Origin of the sequence: Achromobacter mucicolens (genome assembly GCF_902859725.1) — a bacterium.
Classification (GTDB): Bacteria; Pseudomonadota; Gammaproteobacteria; order Burkholderiales; family Burkholderiaceae_B; genus Achromobacter; species Achromobacter mucicolens.
Map to the genome: position 1 here is coordinate 283,053 of NZ_CADIJP010000007.1, position 16,012 is coordinate 299,064.

A 16,012-nucleotide genomic window follows, 5' to 3' on the forward strand; every position below is an offset into this window, starting at 1 on the left:
GTCAGACCGTGGCGCGATCAGGCCACGCGGCGCAGGAAGCCGTCCGGCGCCGACGTGACGAGCAGGCGGTCTTCGACCGAGCGGTCGATCTCGAACTCGGGGTGCTGCTTGATCCATTCCCACACGGCCGTCTTGGGGTTGTTGCCCTTGCCCCAGTGGCGGCCCGGCCATTCGTAGTCTGCCGGCATGTCTTCCACGAAGGTGTCGAACACGACGCAGTAGCTTCCCACGCTGACGAGATCCGCGTACGCGTTCAATTCAGCCAGCACGTGGTCGTGGGTGTGGTTGGAGTCCAGGCACACCATGATGTTCTTTTTGCCCTCGGCATGCGCGCGCACTTGCGCAATCGTTGCCGGGTCGATGCTGGAGCCCTCGATGAGATGAATGCGCTTGGCCAGCGGATGGGCCTCGATGGCCTTGCGGTTGTGCCCGCGGATTTCGATATCCACACCGACCACGTCGCCGGCGCCCAGCAGTTGCAGCATGGATGCCGACAGCATCAGCGAACCGCCGTGGGCGATGCCCGTCTCGATGATGAGGTCCGGCTTCACGGCCCAGATCAGTTCCTGCATGGCCATGGCGTCCATCGGCAGCTGGATGAGCGGCCGGCCAGCCCACGAGAAGTTGTTCATGTACTTGCGCTCCAGCGCCATCTGGCGCCAGGCGATGGACAGCTCGCGGAACTCCTGGTCTTTGGCGAAGCCGGCAATGCGGGCTTCCTTCTCCTGGCGGTATTCCGGGTGCGCGTCGGGCGTGGTTTCAAGGTAGGACATTCAGATTCCTTTGTGCAGGCGGTACTGCGCTAGAAAATTCGGGAAAAATTCGGAAAACGGACGTGGAGGCCGGCGGACAAGCGCTTGCGTGCGTTGCACGTCGATGTCGTCGAACGCCCACGCCGGCGCACCGGGCGCGACCGAGACAGGGTAGCCCAGCACGTCCCGCACGCAGGCGGCGACCTCGCGGTTCTCCACGCCGGCGCCGTGCGCGACGTTGAAGATGCCGGCCGCGTTGGACAGGGCGATGGCCATGATCTGCGACACGGCGTCGTCGATGTGCAGATAGTCCTTGCGGGATTCCAGCGCGGTGCGCAGCGTGATGCGGCCGTCGCGCGCCCCTTCCTCCAGCAGTTGGTCGATGAAGCTGTCCGGCGTGTCGCGCAGGCCGACGATGTTGGACAGGCGCGCCACCTTGGCCGTCCGTCCGCCATGCAGGCAAAGCGATTCGCCCATCAGCTTGGACAGGTTGTACAGGTCGCTCGGGTCGTTCGGATTGACGCGCAGCGTAGCGTCTTCGCGCGTGCTGGCGGCGCCCGAATACACGCGCGTGCTGGACAGGTAGGTCAGGCTGTCGAAATCCCCGTGCGCGAGCAGGCTGCGCAACAGGCAGACGTGGGCCTCCACGGTATCCAGCGGACGGCTGCGAAAGTCCGACGTGAGGCCGATGGCGTAGATCACGTGTCCCAGCGGCCGGCTGAACAGGCCCGCATCCTGGCGCGGCGGCGCGTCGCAGGCGACGCCATCGGCGCGCAGGCGCGCGACCAGGTGGCGGCCGATGAAGCCCGACGCGCCCAGAACGGTGACCGGCCGGTGGTTCATGCGTGCGGACCGCTGTCGATGGAGAGCGACGGGATTGCCGTGACCAGCTTGGCGTTCCAATCATGGCGGGCGTAGGCAAGCTGCTCCGACACTTCGGTCTTGAGGTTCCAGGGCAGGATCAGGATGTACTCGGGCCGGTCCTCGCGCAGCCGGGCTTCGGCGACGATGGGAATATGGCTGCCGGGCAGGTACTTACCCTGCTTGGCGGGGTTCAGGTCCACCACGTAAGGCAAGAGGTCGGGGCGCACGCCGGCAAAGTTCAGCAGCGTGTTGCCCTTGGCCGCCGCGCCGTAGGCGGCGATGCGCTTGCCGCTGCGGCGCAGCTCGACCAGGAACGCCAGAAGGTCGTTCTTGACCCGCTCGGCCTGCTGCTGGAAGCACGCGTAGAAATCCGGTGTGGCGACGCCAGCCCGCTGCTCTTCGTCCAGGGTGCGTGCGACTTCGGCGCTTGCCTCGTGTTTGCCCGTGTCCAGCCGCTGGGCAAAGACGCGCAGGCTGCCGCCGTGCGTGCTCAGGTGTTCGACGTCGAACACAGACAGGCCGTTGGCCGTGAAGATGCGCGATACCGCCGTGAGCGACAGGTAGGAATAGTGTTCGTGATAGACCGTGTCGAACTGGCCTTCCTGCACCATGCGCAGCAGGTGCGGAAATTCGAACGTCGCCACGCCTTGCGGCTTGAGCAGCGCGGCAAAGCCCGAAACGAAGTCGTTGATGTCCGGGACATGCGCCAATACGTTATTGGCGGCGATCAAGTCCGCGGCGCGTCCCGATTCGGTGAGTTCGTCGCCCAGCTCCACGCCAAAGAAACGCTGCACGATGTCGATGCCGCGGTCGCGTGCCGCTTGCGCGGTGCTGGCCGTGGGTTCCACGCCGTAGCAGGCAATGCCGGCGTCCTTGACGTACTGCAGCAGATAGCCGTCGTTGGCCGCGATCTCGGCGACCATGCTGTCCTTGCCCAGGCCGAAGCGGCCGATCATCGCGTCCACGTAGCGGCGCGAATGCGCCAGCCACGAGGACGAGAACGAGCTGAAGTAGGCATAGTCGTCCGTGAACAGGGCTTCGCGGCCCGCGTGGTCTTCCGTTTGGACCAGCCAGCAGGATTCGCACACGAGAATGCGCAGGGGAAACCAGGTCTCCGGTCCACGCAGCGCCGCTTCGCTCAGGTAGGCGTTGGACGGCGGGGCGTGGCCCAGATCGAGAAAGGGCAGGCGCAGTTCGGCCTGGCAATGGCGGCACTTCACAGTGCGACTCCAAAGTAAGCAGCGTCCAGGCGCGGGTGTTGCTGATCGCGCTCGGACACGAGGGTAGGGGGGGCGGGCCAGGAGATGCCGACGCGGGCCTCCTGGAAATGCAGGCCGGCCTCGGCCTGCGGGGCATAGGGGGCGGAGTGGCAGTACAGCATTTCCACGTCGTCGCTCAGCGTCTGAAAGCCGTGGGCGAAGCCTTCGGGAATCAGCAGCGCGCGGCCGTTGTCCGCTGACAGGCGTTCCGCATGCCACTGCAGGAACGTGGGCGAGCCCTGGCGCAGATCGATGGCGACGTCCCAGACCACGCCCCGGATGCAGCTCACGAGCTTCATTTCCGCAAAGGGCGGCAACTGGTAGTGCATGCCACGGAGGGTGCCGGCCTGCGCGGTGTAGGTGTGGTTGACCTGGGCGACTGGCCCCATCCAGCCGCATGCGGCCAGATCGGATGCATCGAAGAGGCGCGCCAGAAATCCGCGGGTATCGCCGCGCGGATGGCGCTGCACGACCTTCAGGCCCGAAATCGGGGTGTCGAGAACGCCCAGGCTCATGGTTGCGCCTCGTACTGGTCGATATCGGCATGGCAGAGCGGCAGCGCGTCCTCGCCCGCGTCAAAGCGCCGGTACCAGTCCATGCTGCGCGAGACCGCCTGCGCCAGCGGCCATCGGGGCGCCACTTTCAGCACGGCGCGCGCCTTGGACGTGTCCAGCGTCAGCAGCCCCGCTTCATGGGGGCCTTCGATCTGCTCGGCATAGACCACGCGGCCCTTGCCATACGCGGCCTGAGCCAGATCCACCACGGTGCGCACGGACGCTGCTTCGGCCGCATCGGGCCCGAAGTTATAGGCGTCCGCGAGGTCAGGCGCGTTCCACAACGATTCCGCCAGGGTCAGGTAGCCGGCAAGCGGTTCCAGCACGTGCTGCCACGGGCGCACCGATTGGGGCCGCCGCACATGAAGATCTCTGCCGCCTTGCCAGGCGCGCACGGCATCGGGCAGCAGGCGGTCAGCCGACCAGTCGCCGCCGCCGATCACGTTGCCCGCGCGCGCGCTGGCCACGGCCAGGCCCTGCTCACGCAGGAAGGCGTCGCGATAGGACGCAATGACCAGCTCGCTGGCGGCCTTGCTGGCGCTGTAAGGGTCGTGTCCGCCCAATGCGTCGTTCTCGCGGTACGGGTAGGGCCATTCGTTGTTGCGGTAGACCTTGTCGGTCGTGACCATGACCGCGACCCGGGCCGAGGGCGTGGCGCGCAGGGCATCCAGCAGATGGGCGGTGCCCATGATGTTGGCGGCAAACGTCTCCACAGGCTGCGCATAGCTTGGGCGCACCAGCGCCTGCGCGGCCAGATGCAGCACGATCTCCGGACGGGCGGCGAGCACCTGCTCGCGCAGTGCAGCGGCGTCGCGGATGTCGCAATGGCGGCTGTCGATCAGGTCGCCGATGCGAGCGGCCTCGTACAAGCTGGGTTGCGTGCACGGCGGCAGGGCAATGCCCGTCACTTGCGCGCCCAGCCGCTGCAGCCAGATCGCCAGCCAGCCGCCCTTGAAGCCGGTGTGACCGGTCACAAGGACGCGCTTGCCGCGCCAAAATCCTGCGCTGGGCGTTACCAGACTTTCCATGGCGCCTTGCCCGTGCTCCAGAGGGATTCCAGCAGGTTCTTTTCGCGCAGCGTGTCCATGGGCTGCCAGAAGCCCAGGTGTTCGTAAGCGTGCAGCTGGCCTTCGCGGCTCAGCGTTTCCAGCGGACCCAGTTCCCACGTACAGTCGTCGTCCTCGATCAGCTTGAGGACGCTGGGCGACAGCACGAAGAAGCCGCCGTTGATCAGACCGCCGTCGCCGCGCGGTTTCTCCGCAAAGCCGGTGACCTGGTCGCCTTCGCGGCGCAACGCGCCATAGCGTCCCGGCGGCTGCACGGCCGTGACCGTCGCGGCCTTGCCATGCTTGCGGTGAAACGCGAGCAGGGCGGTGATGTCGATATCGGCCACGCCGTCGCCGTAGGTGAAGCAGAACGCCTCGTCTTCCTTCACATAGTCGGCCACGCGCTTTAAGCGGCCGCCCGTCATCGTGCTCTCGCCGGTATCCACCAGTGTCACGCGCCACGGTTCGGCCTTGCGCTGATGCACTTCCATGCGGTTGTCGGCCATGTCGAACGTGACGTCGGACATATGCAGGAAGTAGTTGGCGAAGTATTCCTTGATCATGTAGCCCTTGTATCCGCAGCAGATCACGAAGTCGTTCACGCCGTGGGCGGAATAGGTCTTCATGATGTGCCACAGGATGGGCCGCCCGCCGATTTCGATCATCGGCTTGGGACGCGTGTGGGTCTCTTCGGAAATCCGGGTGCCAAGGCCGCCGGCCAGGATGATTGCTTTCATGCTTTCTTCTCACACCATTTGGCGAACATGCCGCGCAGGGCAGCTTCAAACTTGCGGGCAAACCCGGGCTCGTCCATCAAGGCGCTGGCCCGCATGTCGTCACGTAGCTTGTTGCGCAGGACCTGCAGCGCTGGAAGGTCGCTGGCCAGGTCGACGACCTTTTGGATATAGGCTTGCTCATCGTCTGCGATCCATTCCGGATGACCTATTCCGTTCAGCACGGAGGCGCCAATGCGGCCGACGCTGGGGCGGTCGGCCAGCGTGACGTAAGGGATGCCCATATACAGCGTCTCGACCAGCGTGACCCCCGAGTTGTGCGGGAAGCAATCAAGGCCGATGTCCATGCCACGCAGCACGTCCCAGGGCGGGCTGGTGCAGCCGATTTCAAGGCGGTTGCGCTCGATTCCATGGGCTTCGAAGCGGCGGCTCAGCTGCTCGCACATGGGGCCGTCGCGGTAGCTCGCGCTGTTGACTACCAGGTGCGCCTTGGGTAAACGGCGCAAAATCTCAGACCAGACCTTGATGGTGCGGTCGTTCATCCGAATTGCGCGGGTCAACGTGCCAAGCGTCACATAGCCATTGCTCAACGCCGGAAGCGGTCCCGGGTCCCCGGTGGTGTTACCGGGCCGATAGATGAAGTTGCATTGCTCCAGGCGCCAGGGCTCTTCCGAAAACAACCGTTCGTAGCCTTTTGGCAGCATGACCTCGTCGGTCATGATGTAATCAATCGCCGACAGTCCGGTCGTGTAGCCGAATCCCAGCCAGGTCACCGACACGGGTGCTGGCTTGCGAGCAAACGCGCCCAAGCGATTTCCGGCAGTGTGTCCGGCCACATCGATCAGGATGTCGATGCCGTCCGAGCGGATGCGTTCGGCCAGTTGGGCATCGGTCAAAGTGGCGGTTGGTACCCAGCGGTCGAAATAGGCTTTGAGTCGGGGTGTCGTGGCGTCTTCGGACACCAGCTCCGCGTAAGCGGTCAACTCGAAGCGGTCGCGATCATGGTGCGCGAACAAGGGTTCGATAAAGCAATTGCCTGAATGGTGCCGGAAGTCCGGCGACACATAGCCGATCTTCAGTTTGCGGTCAGGGTTGCGGCCGTTGTTATGCGGTTTCCATGTCGAGCGCAAGTGCACGCATTGTTCGGTATCGTAGTCGGCATAGGCCTGGAACACCTCTTCCGCCGTCCGTTCATCGGAGTAGTTCAGCGCGAACAACAGATTGTTGCGTGCAACCGTCGCCGACGGATAATGCGACAGCGTTCTGCGGGTCATCTCTTCGGCGCGCGTGACCTCACCTGAATCTATATAGATCTTGCTCAGATTGATGAGCGCCTTGCGATGCGTGGGATTCAGCGCGAGCGCAGCTAGGTTGGCTGTCTCGGCCTCCTTATAGCGCCTTTCAGCCGCCAGGGCGTCGGCAAGAGCCGAATGGGATTCGGCGCTGCGGTTTGCCAACTCGACAGCGCGGCGACTGATTACGATCGCTTCGGAGGTGCGCCCCAGTTGGGTAAGCACCGCGGCAAGCATGATGTGGCTCTGCGCATCGGCTGGCGCCAGATCCAGCATAGTCAACGCAGCTTGCAATGCCTCCAGGTTCCGGAACGTGCCGAAAAGCGAGAAAGCAAGGGCTTCCCAGGCATCCCAGAAATTTGGAGCGAGCTTGATGATGCGACGGGCTGCCTGCTCGGCGTCCACATGCGCCTTTTGCATCAGTAGTTCGTGCATTCGGTGGGCCTGAGCCGCGATGATCGGAGGCGGATTTGGTTGATGCCCGTTTCCAGACAGGACGCGCGCATCCAGACATATGCGGGCCATGGCGCTCGCGTAAAGGCCCGTCAGCGGCATGTAGCTGTCGGCAGACGCCTTCAGAGTACTGCGCAGCATATCGGCCCAAGCCTTTGCGCCGCCATGCACGAGTGCATAGCGTTTAAGCATGGTCAGGGTTTCGCCCACATCTGCGGGCTCGAACGAATCGCCATCCACGGTGGTCGCAGAGGGCAGCCGTCCCGCCGCCAAATTCTCAAGGATCACCATTTGGGCGCGCGATGGCATGAAATTGACCGTTTCGTGCCACAGGTTGAAACGTGGCAACGCGGCCTCGCCGGATGCCGGGGAGTCGGTCAAAAACCCTAAGAGACGCAGCGGCGTTTCTGTCTCGAGGTCGTAAGGCCCATGATCCAGGCAGTAATGGATCAGGTCGTGTTCCATGAGGGTGTGCAGCAGGCGATCTAGAATCTTTCGTGCGGCCGTGTCATCGATCTGATTGCGGTGTAACAGCACTGCGAGCAGCGTCGAGTACGGCAGTGAGCCAGGCCAGGCATGCCCCAACGTATCGACCACAGTTACCATGTCGGGATCGTGCGTAATCAGGGATCTGCCTAGATGGTTCACATAGGCTGCGCCCTGTTCCTGGCCATTGCCGGCAAGCCGGATCGGACCGGACGCGAATCGCAAGTCGCGCAGGCGATTCATATCGAGCTTGCCAAGCGCCTCGTCTGCGAGTGACTGAGATATCCAAAGACACTGGCGGAAACCGCGGCCGGTGGCGAAATCCAGGTATTGCTGACGGACAGTCGCGGGTTGGCCTATGGCCAACAGACTATGGTTCAGCGACACGCCCTGTCCGAATGACAGCGGGATTTCGCTAAGAGGTTGCGCGTCGCCCAGGTAGGCGAGCCCAGCCTGCGCGGCTCGGCCCGCGATTTCGACGAAGTAACTCGGGTTGCACACCAAAGGGTTCGTCCGAGCCGGCTGCCCGTCGGTGCGCAAGCTTTGATCGAATTGCGCGGCTGCCACAGAAAGCGACGCGCTGAACGGATTGCCTGCCGCCATGCCGTCTTTAAACAGCGTCAGAGCGGCGATGGCGGATTGCCTAAGCTCGTCATCGTTCGTTGCTGCATGGCCGTGCAGCATGATGGCGTCGCGCACCACCTCAAGCGATTTAGCGCCGGGGTACACGTGGCAGTCCAAGTAAAGGATGCCGTTTGGCGACAGCAGTTGGCCGCATGCTGTCATCAGCTCCAGGCCTGCCTCCTCGGGCAGGAAACTGTATTGGCCGGTGGCGATGATGTAGTCAAACTTGCCGAGTTGGCTGCCGACGTCGGATAAGTCACCGACATAAAGTTGCAGATTGGTGGCTTCCAGCCGGCGGGCCGCTTGCGTGCCTTGCGCGATCAGAACCTCCGAGGCGTCGATACCGATCGCCTGCGCCTTGGGATAGGCCAGCGCAAATGGCAACAGGCCGGAACCGTCGCCACAACCAATCGTCAATATCCGCGCTTGCTCCAAGGGAACGGCGTCGATGCCATAGAGATGCGCCGTCGCCCGCAGTCTTGCGGGAGAATGGCTGGGCGCGACAGGGCCGGGCTCTGCGGCGGTTTGGCGGTGGATGTAGGCCGGATGGAACATGAGGCTTGGCGGTGGGACGAACCAACTGAATTTGTTGCAGCAATTCTATGAATGAGTGGCGCAGCCTATTCGATCAATCAGCGTGTGAATATCCCGTCAGTTTCAGAAAAGCTGAGCGCCGCACAGAAACGAAAAAAACCCGCCATAAGGCGGGCTTTGGTTTCCTTGCATCGGCGCGAAGGACCGATGCGGCCGGACAAAACGGAGAGGATGATCTCTCTCCGTTGCCCGGGAGGCGGTTCCTGAATTAACGCAGCAGCGACAGAACCGTTTGCGGCACTTGGTTGGCTTGCGCCAGAACCGAGGTGCCAGCCTGTTGCAGGATCTGAGCCTTGGACATGTTCGACACTTCCGTGGCGTAGTCGGCGTCTTGAATACGCGAACGAGCGTTGGAGAGGTTGTTGACCACGTTGTTCAGGTTGGCGATCGTCGATTCCAGACGGTTCTGCACAGCACCCAGTTCGCCGGTCAGCTTGTCCAGCTTCGTGAAGGCGGCGTCCAGCGTCTTCATCGGATCGGTCGTCTTCGTGCCCTTGCTGGTGGTTTCCGTCGTCAGCTTGCCTTCGGAGTTGACGTAAGCCGTTGCACCAACCTTGGCTTCGTAATCGCCCGTACCCGTGCCGCTCTTGACCGTGGCCTTACCCGTGTTGGGATCGACCGTGTACACCGTGGTGTAGTTCTGGGTGGTCGTGAACTCGCCCTTGTCGTCGACGAAGGTCGTGCCCGAGACGCCATTGGCCAGAGTCACAGTGGCGCTGGTGATGCCAGCACCCAGTTGGATCGACGAGTCGGCGGCGCCCTTGACGTTAGCCAGCAGGGCGTCCGAAGTGATCGTGTTGGTGAATTGCAGCTTGGAAGCGTTACCAGCACCGCCGACGTTCGAGTACGTCTTGCCGCCGATCGAAACCGACGACGTGCCGGCTGCGTTCGTGGTGGCCGCGGCTTGCAACACGCCGTCCAGCGTGGCAGCGGTGGCGCTGGCGCTGTTGGTCGTCAGGTTGCCGGCCGTGTCCAGGTAGGCAGCTTGGCCGCCGATGGTGACCTTGCCCGTGGCGTCGACTTCGAACGAGGTCGAAGCGGAACCGTTGCTGTGGGTGTAGGTGGCGGTCGTGGTGCCGGTGGCCGGGCGCAGCGTGTTGGCCAGCGCGGTGATCGAGCCAGCGTCGGAGGCCGACGTGTCGGTGAACGTGAAGTTCTTGGCAGTGGCGTCGTACGTGTAGGTCGTGGCGGCGGTGCCCGTGCCCACGGTGACCTTGTTGCCGTTCTGCAGCTTGCCGAACGTGTCTTCGGCGGTGGCCGAAGCGTGGTTCGTTTGAACGGTCCAGTCGTTGCCGGCGGCGGTGCCGCTGGCAGCTTGCAGGTCGGACACGGTAGCCGTACGGTTCTGGGTCACGCCCGAGCCGTTGACGTTGAAGCCGTCCAGACCCAGGGTCTTGACGCTGATTTCGGTCAGGTTCAGGGTGATCGTTTCGCCGTCGTTGGCGCCGACTTGCAGCGTCAGGGGCTTGGCCGAATCCGACAGAACCTTCACGCCGTTGAAGTCGGTTTGTTGCGAGATGCGATCGATGTCCGACAGACGCTGGTTGATTTCGTCTTGCATCGAGTTCAGCTGTTCTTGCGAGTAGCTGCCGTTGGCGGCTTGCACGGACAGTTCGCGAACGCGTTGCAGGTGGGTGTTGACTTCCGAGGCGGCGCCTTCGGTCGTCTGAGCCAGCGAGATGCCGTCGTTGGCGTTACGAGCGGCTTGGGTCAGGCCCTTGACGTTCGCGGTGAAGCGGTTGGCAATCGCCATACCGGCGGCGTCGTCCTTGGCGCTGTTGATGCGCAGGCCCGACGACAGGCGTTCGATGGCGGTACCCAGGGAAGATTGCGACTTGTTCAGGTTGTTCTGAGCAACGAGCGACAAGTAGTTGGTATTGATGACTGCAGCCATGTTTAGGCTCCCAAGAGAGAAAGGCTTCTTCAAACCGGGCAGCGGGGCCGCCCATCTTTGTAACGGGAAGAATTCTTTGACTTGTGTCTTCGAATTTCTCCGTTGCCAGGATTACGGCAGTCCAAAATCAATCTTTAGGTTTTTTTTTTGGCAATCGTAAATTTGGCCGATGAGCGGCTTGTTTTCCTGCTGATTGACAATGGCCCCACCGTCGGGAGCCGGGTTGAGTAGTCCAGCAGGAGTGTGCTGTGAAGCAGTCCGGCCAACAGGAAAAAATTTCCCGCACAGCGGACTTACGATTGTTGGCGGCCCTAGATCGTTGGCCGCCCTATATCGGACTTCGCGGTTGGTATCCGTTTGCCGTCCGGTCGTGCAACTTCGGCGTGACGCAAGGTTTGGCCTCGTCCAAGTATTCGGGTGGGGGCGAGAAACCGCAGCACTCCGGCAGGACAAGCAGATCAAATAATCTGCGCGATCTGCCCTTCCTGCGGCAATTCCTGCCAGGCCTGATCCTTCAACCTTGCGCGTATCCGCGCCGTCGCCTGCGACCTCAATTGGCACACCCGCGCCTCGGTCACATTCATGATCGCGCCGATTTCCTTCAGGTTCAGCCCCTGTTCGTAACACAGCGACAGCAAGAGCTTTTCGCGGTCGGGCAGGGCGTCGATGGCGTGAACCAGAGCCTGCCGGAAGTCGCCGGCCAGCAGCGAGTCCAGCGGATTGCCGCTGGGCGCGCCGTGATTCAGCGTCGCGGACCAGTCCGCCTGACCCGAAGCCGAATCGGGCTCGGTGGTGAAGTCTTCATAGTGGACGATCTGCACGCCTTGCGCGTCGTGCAGCAGCGTCTGGTATTCGTCCAGCGGCAGCTCTAGTTGCTTGGCAATCTCGGCTTCGGTCGGCGCGCGCATCAAACGCTGTTCCAGAAACTGGATCGCCTGTTCGATCTTGCGGGCTTTCGTGCGCACGCTGCGCGGCAGCCAATCCTGGCCGCGAAGCTCATCGAGCATCGCGCCGCGAATGCGCGTCGTGGCGTAGGTCTCGAACTGAGCGTCCGCGGTTTCCTGGTAACGGCGGACGGCGTCGAGCAGGCCGATCATGCCGGCCTGTATCAGGTCATCGAGTTCGACGCTGGCGGGTAAACGGGCGAGCAATTGCAGGGCCAGCTTCCGAACTAGCGGCGCATATTCGACCAGGCTGTCATCTGCGTGGGGCATTGCGGGAATTCTGGCGGAGTCGATCGTGAAGCGCGGTCGATGTTGTCAATTTGCGACATTGTCGACAAGCGCGGCTACGGTGATGCGGGCGAATCTAGGGAATCGTCAAGATGGCATTGTCGGCAATGGGCGGCCGTTCATTTCAGGAAGTACGCAACGTTTTGAATGCTTATTTGGCAAATTGACCAAAATTTGTCACGAACTTGTATGTCAAGGTGTGTCTAGAAAGGCACGTTGCGCAACATCAACAAAGATTTGTCATATAAGTCATAGAAAATGACATGACCTGTGGTAAATTTTACTTAAATTGCGAACAAATGATACATTTCGCATTAAAACAGGATGCAGCGAGCGGACAGGTAACAAACGTTGCCTGCGCTATGAGTAATCAAGCCCCTCGGGTGGGATAGGGATAGGGAGTACGGCGTGCAACAAGTAGAAAATTCTTTGCTGGCAGACATTCGCGAAGTGAATCTGTCATATTTGTTACTGGCTCAGCGGATGTTGCGTGATGACTATGCCGCATCGATGTTCCGCCTGGGTTTCAGCAATGAAGTCGCTGACATTCTCATGCGCCTTTCGCCGGCGCAACTGGTAAAACTGGCCAGCTCCAGCTCGCTGCTGTGCCGCTTCCGTTTCGATGATTACAGCCTGCTGTCGGCGCTGACCCACGATGTGTTGGGTGGTGCGCTGCAACAAGCCCACGCCACCATCCTGCTCGCCAAGCAGCCTGTCGAAGAACTGGCCTGACGGCCCGCGAATCCCACTCGGACACACACCTGTCATGGCCTCCAAGAGCGTTTCCCAGGAAGCGGACGACATCCTGCTTGCCAGCTCCATGATTACGCTGGGCGCGCGCCTTCAGGTGCTTGAGGCTGAAACCAGCCTCAGCCACGATCGCCTCGCCCGCCTGTATCGCGAGATCCGCGGCTGCTCGCCACCCAAGGGCATGCTGCCTTTTTCGGTCGACTGGTTCATGACCTGGCTGCCGAATATCCATTCCTCTCTCTTCTATAACGTGTATTCGTTTCTGAATACGCGCACCACCAGCAAAGGCATACGCGCCACCATCGACGCGTATCGCCTGTATCTCGAAAACGCGGGGCAGGAAGCCGCGGATGCCGAGCCCGTCCTGAGCTTTACCCGGGCGTGGATGCTGGTGCGATTCTTCGACAGCGGCATGCTGCAGCTTTCTGCGTGCCGGCAGTGTGGCGGCCATTTCATTGCCCATGCCCATGATCCCCAATCGGATTTTGTGTGCGCCATCTGCCGTCCGCCACCCCGCGCGGGCAAGACGCGCGCGGCGGCCAAGGCACGTGCCGGCACCCGTGCAGCCCCCATTGCGACCGCCGCTCCGACCTGATCGGGCGTCCAAATACATCAAAAGCCCTGGAAAACACCCCCTAACCCGCCTTTTTGGGGCAGGGGGGACAGGGGATCATTGACGCAAGTTATAGACTTCGTTGGCAGGGGCCCGTTGTGTTGATTGTTATCGGTTTTCTTGTGGTGATCGTGTCGGTCGTCGGCAGCTTCATGGCGCTGGGCGGACACTTGGGCGCGCTCTACCAGCCCTTCGAGCTGACGCTGATCTTCGGCGCGGCGTTCGGGGCTTTCCTGGCGGGCAACAGCAAGAAGTCGCTGATGCTGGTCAAGAAGGCGCTTCCCGACGCGCTCAAGAGCTCGCGCTACGGCAAGGACGTCTACATGGAGCTGATGGCGCTCCTGTACGTATTGCTGAACAAGGCGCGCCGCGAAGGCCTGATGGCCATCGAATCGCACATCGAGGATCCGGGCTCCAGCCCGATCTTTAGCGAATATCCTCGCATCGCCAAAGACGAGAAGCTCATGGAGTTCATCACGGACTACCTGCGCATCATGATCAGCGGCAACATGAGCTCGTTTGAAATCGAGACGCTCATGGACGAGGAAATCGAAACCTACCGCCACGAGCGCGAAGTGCCGGCGCATGCGCTGCAGCAGATGGCCGACGGCTTGCCCGCCTTCGGTATCGTGGCCGCGGTGTTGGGCGTGATCAAGGCGCTGGCGGCCGTGGACCAGCCGCCCGCCATCCTGGGCGACCTGATCTCCAAGGCCATGGTCGGCACGTTCCTGGGTATTTTGCTGGCTTATGGTTTCGTCGGTCCGCTCGCCTCCCGCGTGGAGCGCCGCACGGATGAGGCCATGAAGGTGCTTGAGTGCATCAAGACGACGCTGCTGGCCAGCATGAACGGCTATCCGCCTCAGCTTGCGGTGGAATTCGGCCGCAAGGTGCTGTTCTCGGCGGTCCGGCCCACCTTCGGTGAGCTGGAAGAGCACGTGCGCCAGACCAAGTCGACCGGCAAGGCCTGACGGAGCGGGCCATGAGCACGGTAAATAATCACCGTGTGGTGATCCGCCGCAAGAAGGTCAAGGGCGGCGGGCACCACGGGGGCAGCTGGAAGATCGCGTACGCCGACTTCATTACGGCGATGATGGCGTTCTTCCTGGTGATGTGGCTGGTCAGCATCGTGCCGAAGGAAGAACTCAAGGGGATCGCGGAATACTTCCGCATGCCGCTGCGCGTCGCCATCACGGGCGGGCCCAGCAGCTCGGCCGAAACCAGTGCCGTGCCGGGCGGCGGGCAGGATCCGTTGCGCAGCGAAGGCGACGTCCGCCGCGGCCAGGGCAACCGGGTCGAATCCCAGCCCATGGGCGACGCCGAGCGCCGCGAGCAGCATCGCCTGGAAAACCTCAAGAAGCGCCTCGAGAACGTCATCGAGACCAGCCCCGTCCTGAAATCCTTCCGGCCGCAGCTGCTCATCGACCTGACGACCGAAGGCCTGCGCATCCAGATCATCGACAACCAGAACCGCCCGATGTTCGCGACCGGCCGCGCCGAAGTGCAGCCGTACATGCGCGACATCCTGCGCGAGTTGGGGCCGGTGCTCAATGAACTGCCCAACAAGGTCAGCATCTCGGGTCATACCGACGCCTCGCAGTATGCGCGCGGCGAGCGAGCCTACAGCAACTGGGAGCTTTCGGCCGACCGGGCGAACGCCTCGCGCCAGGAGCTGGTGGCGGGCGGCATGAACGAAAGCAAGGTCATGCGCATCCAGGGTCTGTCGTCCAGCATGAGTCTGGTTAAAGATGATCCGTATGCAGCCGTTAATAGACGCATCAGCCTGGTGGTGCTCAACCAAAGCACCCAGAAGCGCATCGAGAGCGAGAACGCCGCAGCCGCGGATTTGAGCGCCAAGGATGCGCGCGAGGTGGGGACGGCCGTGCAGGCGGTGCAAGCCGCCAGCCGGGCCGCAACGGCAACCAAGCAGGGCGAGGCGGTGAACACCCCGCCCGCTGAAGGGGTTCGACAGCAATGACGGCAACGATACTCGTGGCGGACGATTCCACGACCATGCGGATGATCGTTCAGGCGACGCTGACCGGCGCAGGCTGGAATGTGTTGACGGCCTGCAATGGCCAGGAAGCGCTCGAGGTGGCGATGGCCAACGCGGTGGACCTGGTCGTCAGCGACTGGAACATGCCTGTGAAGGGCGGTCTGGAGTTGATCCAGGGGTTGCGCGAAGAGGACCGGTACGTGGATGTGCCGGTGCTGGTGCTGACCACCGAGGACGACGTGGACAGCAAGATGGCAGCCCGGGATCTGGGCGTTTGCGGCTGGCTTTCCAAGCCGGTTGATCCCGATGTGCTGGTGGAATTGGCGACCGAGCTGCTCGACGAGCAGGCCGGCGCGTAGCAGGTTCATTTAGAAAGGCGTACGGGTCATGAGTTCTGGTTTGGACCTCAGTCAGTTTTACGAGACCTTTTTCGACGAGGCGGACGAACTGCTTGCGCAAATGGAGCAGCTGTTGCTCGAGCTTGATGTGGGCTCGCCCGACATCGAGCAGCTCAACGCCATTTTTCGCGCGGCGCATTCGATCAAGGGTGGTGCGGCGACGTTCGGCTGTTTCAACCAGCTGGCGGGCACGACCCATCTGCTTGAGAACCTTCTGGACGCGATCCGGCGTGGCGAAATGGCGCTGCGCACGGACATGATTGATATTTTCTTGGAAACGAAAGACGTGCTCAAAAGCCAACTGGACGCCTATCGGGCCTCCGAAGAGCCCGATGACGCCGTGTTTGAGCGTATTTGCGCCGTATTGAGGCAGCTTGCGCTGGAGCATAAGGATCCCGCCGCAGCCGCTGCTGCACCCGCGCCCGCTGCGCCCGCCGCCGCGCCGGCTCCGGCGCCCGCCCCGGTGCAGCAGGC

15 protein-coding genes are annotated in these 16,012 nt (G+C 62.4%); 6 read left to right on the forward strand and 9 right to left on the reverse strand.

Annotated features, from left to right (window positions below; all coding sequences use genetic code 11):
• Nucleotides 1-17: 17 nt before the first annotated feature.
• The 9 genes from HV786_RS11410 to HV786_RS11450 form a co-directional block, all read right to left on the reverse strand.
• Nucleotides 18-773, reverse strand: coding sequence for a cephalosporin hydroxylase family protein (locus HV786_RS11410; protein WP_128828133.1), 756 nt, complete (start codon nucleotides 771-773; stop codon nucleotides 18-20).
• Nucleotides 774-1,595, reverse strand: coding sequence for an NAD-dependent epimerase/dehydratase family protein (locus HV786_RS11415; RefSeq protein ID WP_175210903.1), 822 nt, complete (start codon nucleotides 1,593-1,595; stop codon nucleotides 774-776).
• Nucleotides 1,592-2,836, reverse strand: coding sequence for a class I SAM-dependent methyltransferase (locus HV786_RS11420; protein WP_128828134.1), 1,245 nt, complete (start codon nucleotides 2,834-2,836; stop codon nucleotides 1,592-1,594). The genes HV786_RS11415 and HV786_RS11420 overlap by 4 nt, the downstream gene beginning before the upstream one ends.
• A complete protein-coding gene (locus HV786_RS11425) occupies nucleotides 2,833-3,390 on the reverse strand; it encodes a dTDP-4-dehydrorhamnose 3,5-epimerase family protein (RefSeq protein WP_128828135.1) in 558 nt (185 codons plus the stop codon). Before HV786_RS11425 ends, HV786_RS11420 begins: the two co-directional genes overlap by 4 nt.
• A complete protein-coding gene (rfbG, locus tag HV786_RS11430) occupies nucleotides 3,387-4,457 on the reverse strand; it encodes a CDP-glucose 4,6-dehydratase (RefSeq protein ID WP_128828136.1) in 1,071 nt (356 codons plus the stop codon). Before rfbG ends, HV786_RS11425 begins: the two co-directional genes overlap by 4 nt.
• The gene (gene rfbF, locus HV786_RS11435; RefSeq protein ID WP_063953479.1) at nucleotides 4,442-5,212 is read right to left on the reverse strand and encodes a glucose-1-phosphate cytidylyltransferase; all 771 of its coding nucleotides are present in this window, start codon (nucleotides 5,210-5,212) and stop codon (nucleotides 4,442-4,444) included. Before rfbF ends, rfbG begins: the two co-directional genes overlap by 16 nt.
• Nucleotides 5,209-8,619, reverse strand: coding sequence for a bifunctional class I SAM-dependent methyltransferase/glycosyltransferase (locus HV786_RS11440; protein WP_128828137.1), 3,411 nt, complete (start codon nucleotides 8,617-8,619; stop codon nucleotides 5,209-5,211). The genes rfbF and HV786_RS11440 overlap by 4 nt, the downstream gene beginning before the upstream one ends.
• Nucleotides 8,620-8,866: 247 nt before the next feature.
• Nucleotides 8,867-10,552, reverse strand: a complete 1,686-nt coding sequence (locus HV786_RS11445; protein ID WP_128828138.1) for a flagellin N-terminal helical domain-containing protein — start codon at nucleotides 10,550-10,552, stop codon at nucleotides 8,867-8,869.
• A 458-nt stretch (nucleotides 10,553-11,010) separates the two neighbouring features.
• A complete protein-coding gene (locus HV786_RS11450) occupies nucleotides 11,011-11,766 on the reverse strand; it encodes an RNA polymerase sigma factor FliA (RefSeq protein WP_056316558.1) in 756 nt (251 codons plus the stop codon).
• Between the two features lie 426 nt (nucleotides 11,767-12,192).
• Here HV786_RS11450 and flhD point away from each other — a divergent pair, with 426 nt between their 5' ends.
• From flhD to HV786_RS11480, 6 genes are all read left to right on the forward strand, one after another.
• A complete protein-coding gene (gene flhD / locus HV786_RS11455; RefSeq protein ID WP_006219025.1) occupies nucleotides 12,193-12,516 on the forward strand; it encodes a flagellar transcriptional regulator FlhD in 324 nt (107 codons plus the stop codon).
• 34 nt (nucleotides 12,517-12,550) lie between these two features.
• Nucleotides 12,551-13,129, forward strand: a complete 579-nt coding sequence (gene flhC / locus HV786_RS11460; protein ID WP_056316560.1) for a flagellar transcriptional regulator FlhC — start codon at nucleotides 12,551-12,553, stop codon at nucleotides 13,127-13,129.
• A gap of 116 nt (nucleotides 13,130-13,245) precedes the next feature.
• On the forward strand, nucleotides 13,246-14,115 hold the full coding sequence (gene motA / locus HV786_RS11465) for a flagellar motor stator protein MotA (protein WP_062840907.1): 870 nt from the start codon (nucleotides 13,246-13,248) through the stop codon (nucleotides 14,113-14,115).
• A gap of 11 nt (nucleotides 14,116-14,126) precedes the next feature.
• Complete coding sequence (gene motB / locus HV786_RS11470) at nucleotides 14,127-15,122, forward strand: flagellar motor protein MotB (RefSeq protein WP_128828139.1); 996 nt, start codon at nucleotides 14,127-14,129, stop codon at nucleotides 15,120-15,122.
• Nucleotides 15,119-15,499: a response regulator gene (locus HV786_RS11475; protein ID WP_128828140.1), complete on the forward strand. Its 381-nt coding sequence runs from the start codon at nucleotides 15,119-15,121 to the stop codon at nucleotides 15,497-15,499. The genes motB and HV786_RS11475 overlap by 4 nt, the downstream gene beginning before the upstream one ends.
• Nucleotides 15,500-15,527: 28 nt before the next feature.
• Nucleotides 15,528-16,012: Hpt domain-containing protein (locus HV786_RS11480; protein WP_175210905.1), on the forward strand; the 485-nt coding region annotated here is incomplete at its 3' end.

Bases quoted from the DNA above. Each gene is read 5' to 3' on its own strand.
- flhC (WP_056316560.1), top strand. From the start codon at position 12,551: ATGGCCTCCAAGAGCGTTTCCCAGGAAGCGGACGACATCCTGCTTGCC.
- HV786_RS11450 (WP_056316558.1), bottom strand. From the start codon at position 11,766: ATGCCCCACGCAGATGACAGCCTGGTCGAATATGCGCCGCTAGTTCGG.
- rfbG (WP_128828136.1), bottom strand. From the start codon at position 4,457: ATGGAAAGTCTGGTAACGCCCAGCGCAGGATTTTGGCGCGGCAAGCGC.
- HV786_RS11440 (WP_128828137.1), bottom strand. From the start codon at position 8,619: ATGTTCCATCCGGCCTACATCCACCGCCAAACCGCCGCAGAGCCCGGC.
- rfbF (WP_063953479.1), bottom strand. From the start codon at position 5,212: ATGAAAGCAATCATCCTGGCCGGCGGCCTTGGCACCCGGATTTCCGAA.
- motB (WP_128828139.1), top strand. From the start codon at position 14,127: ATGAGCACGGTAAATAATCACCGTGTGGTGATCCGCCGCAAGAAGGTC.
- HV786_RS11415 (WP_175210903.1), bottom strand. From the start codon at position 1,595: ATGAACCACCGGCCGGTCACCGTTCTGGGCGCGTCGGGCTTCATCGGC.
- HV786_RS11445 (WP_128828138.1), bottom strand. From the start codon at position 10,552: ATGGCTGCAGTCATCAATACCAACTACTTGTCGCTCGTTGCTCAGAAC.
- HV786_RS11410 (WP_128828133.1), bottom strand. From the start codon at position 773: ATGTCCTACCTTGAAACCACGCCCGACGCGCACCCGGAATACCGCCAG.
- HV786_RS11425 (WP_128828135.1), bottom strand. From the start codon at position 3,390: ATGAGCCTGGGCGTTCTCGACACCCCGATTTCGGGCCTGAAGGTCGTG.
- HV786_RS11475 (WP_128828140.1), top strand. From the start codon at position 15,119: ATGACGGCAACGATACTCGTGGCGGACGATTCCACGACCATGCGGATG.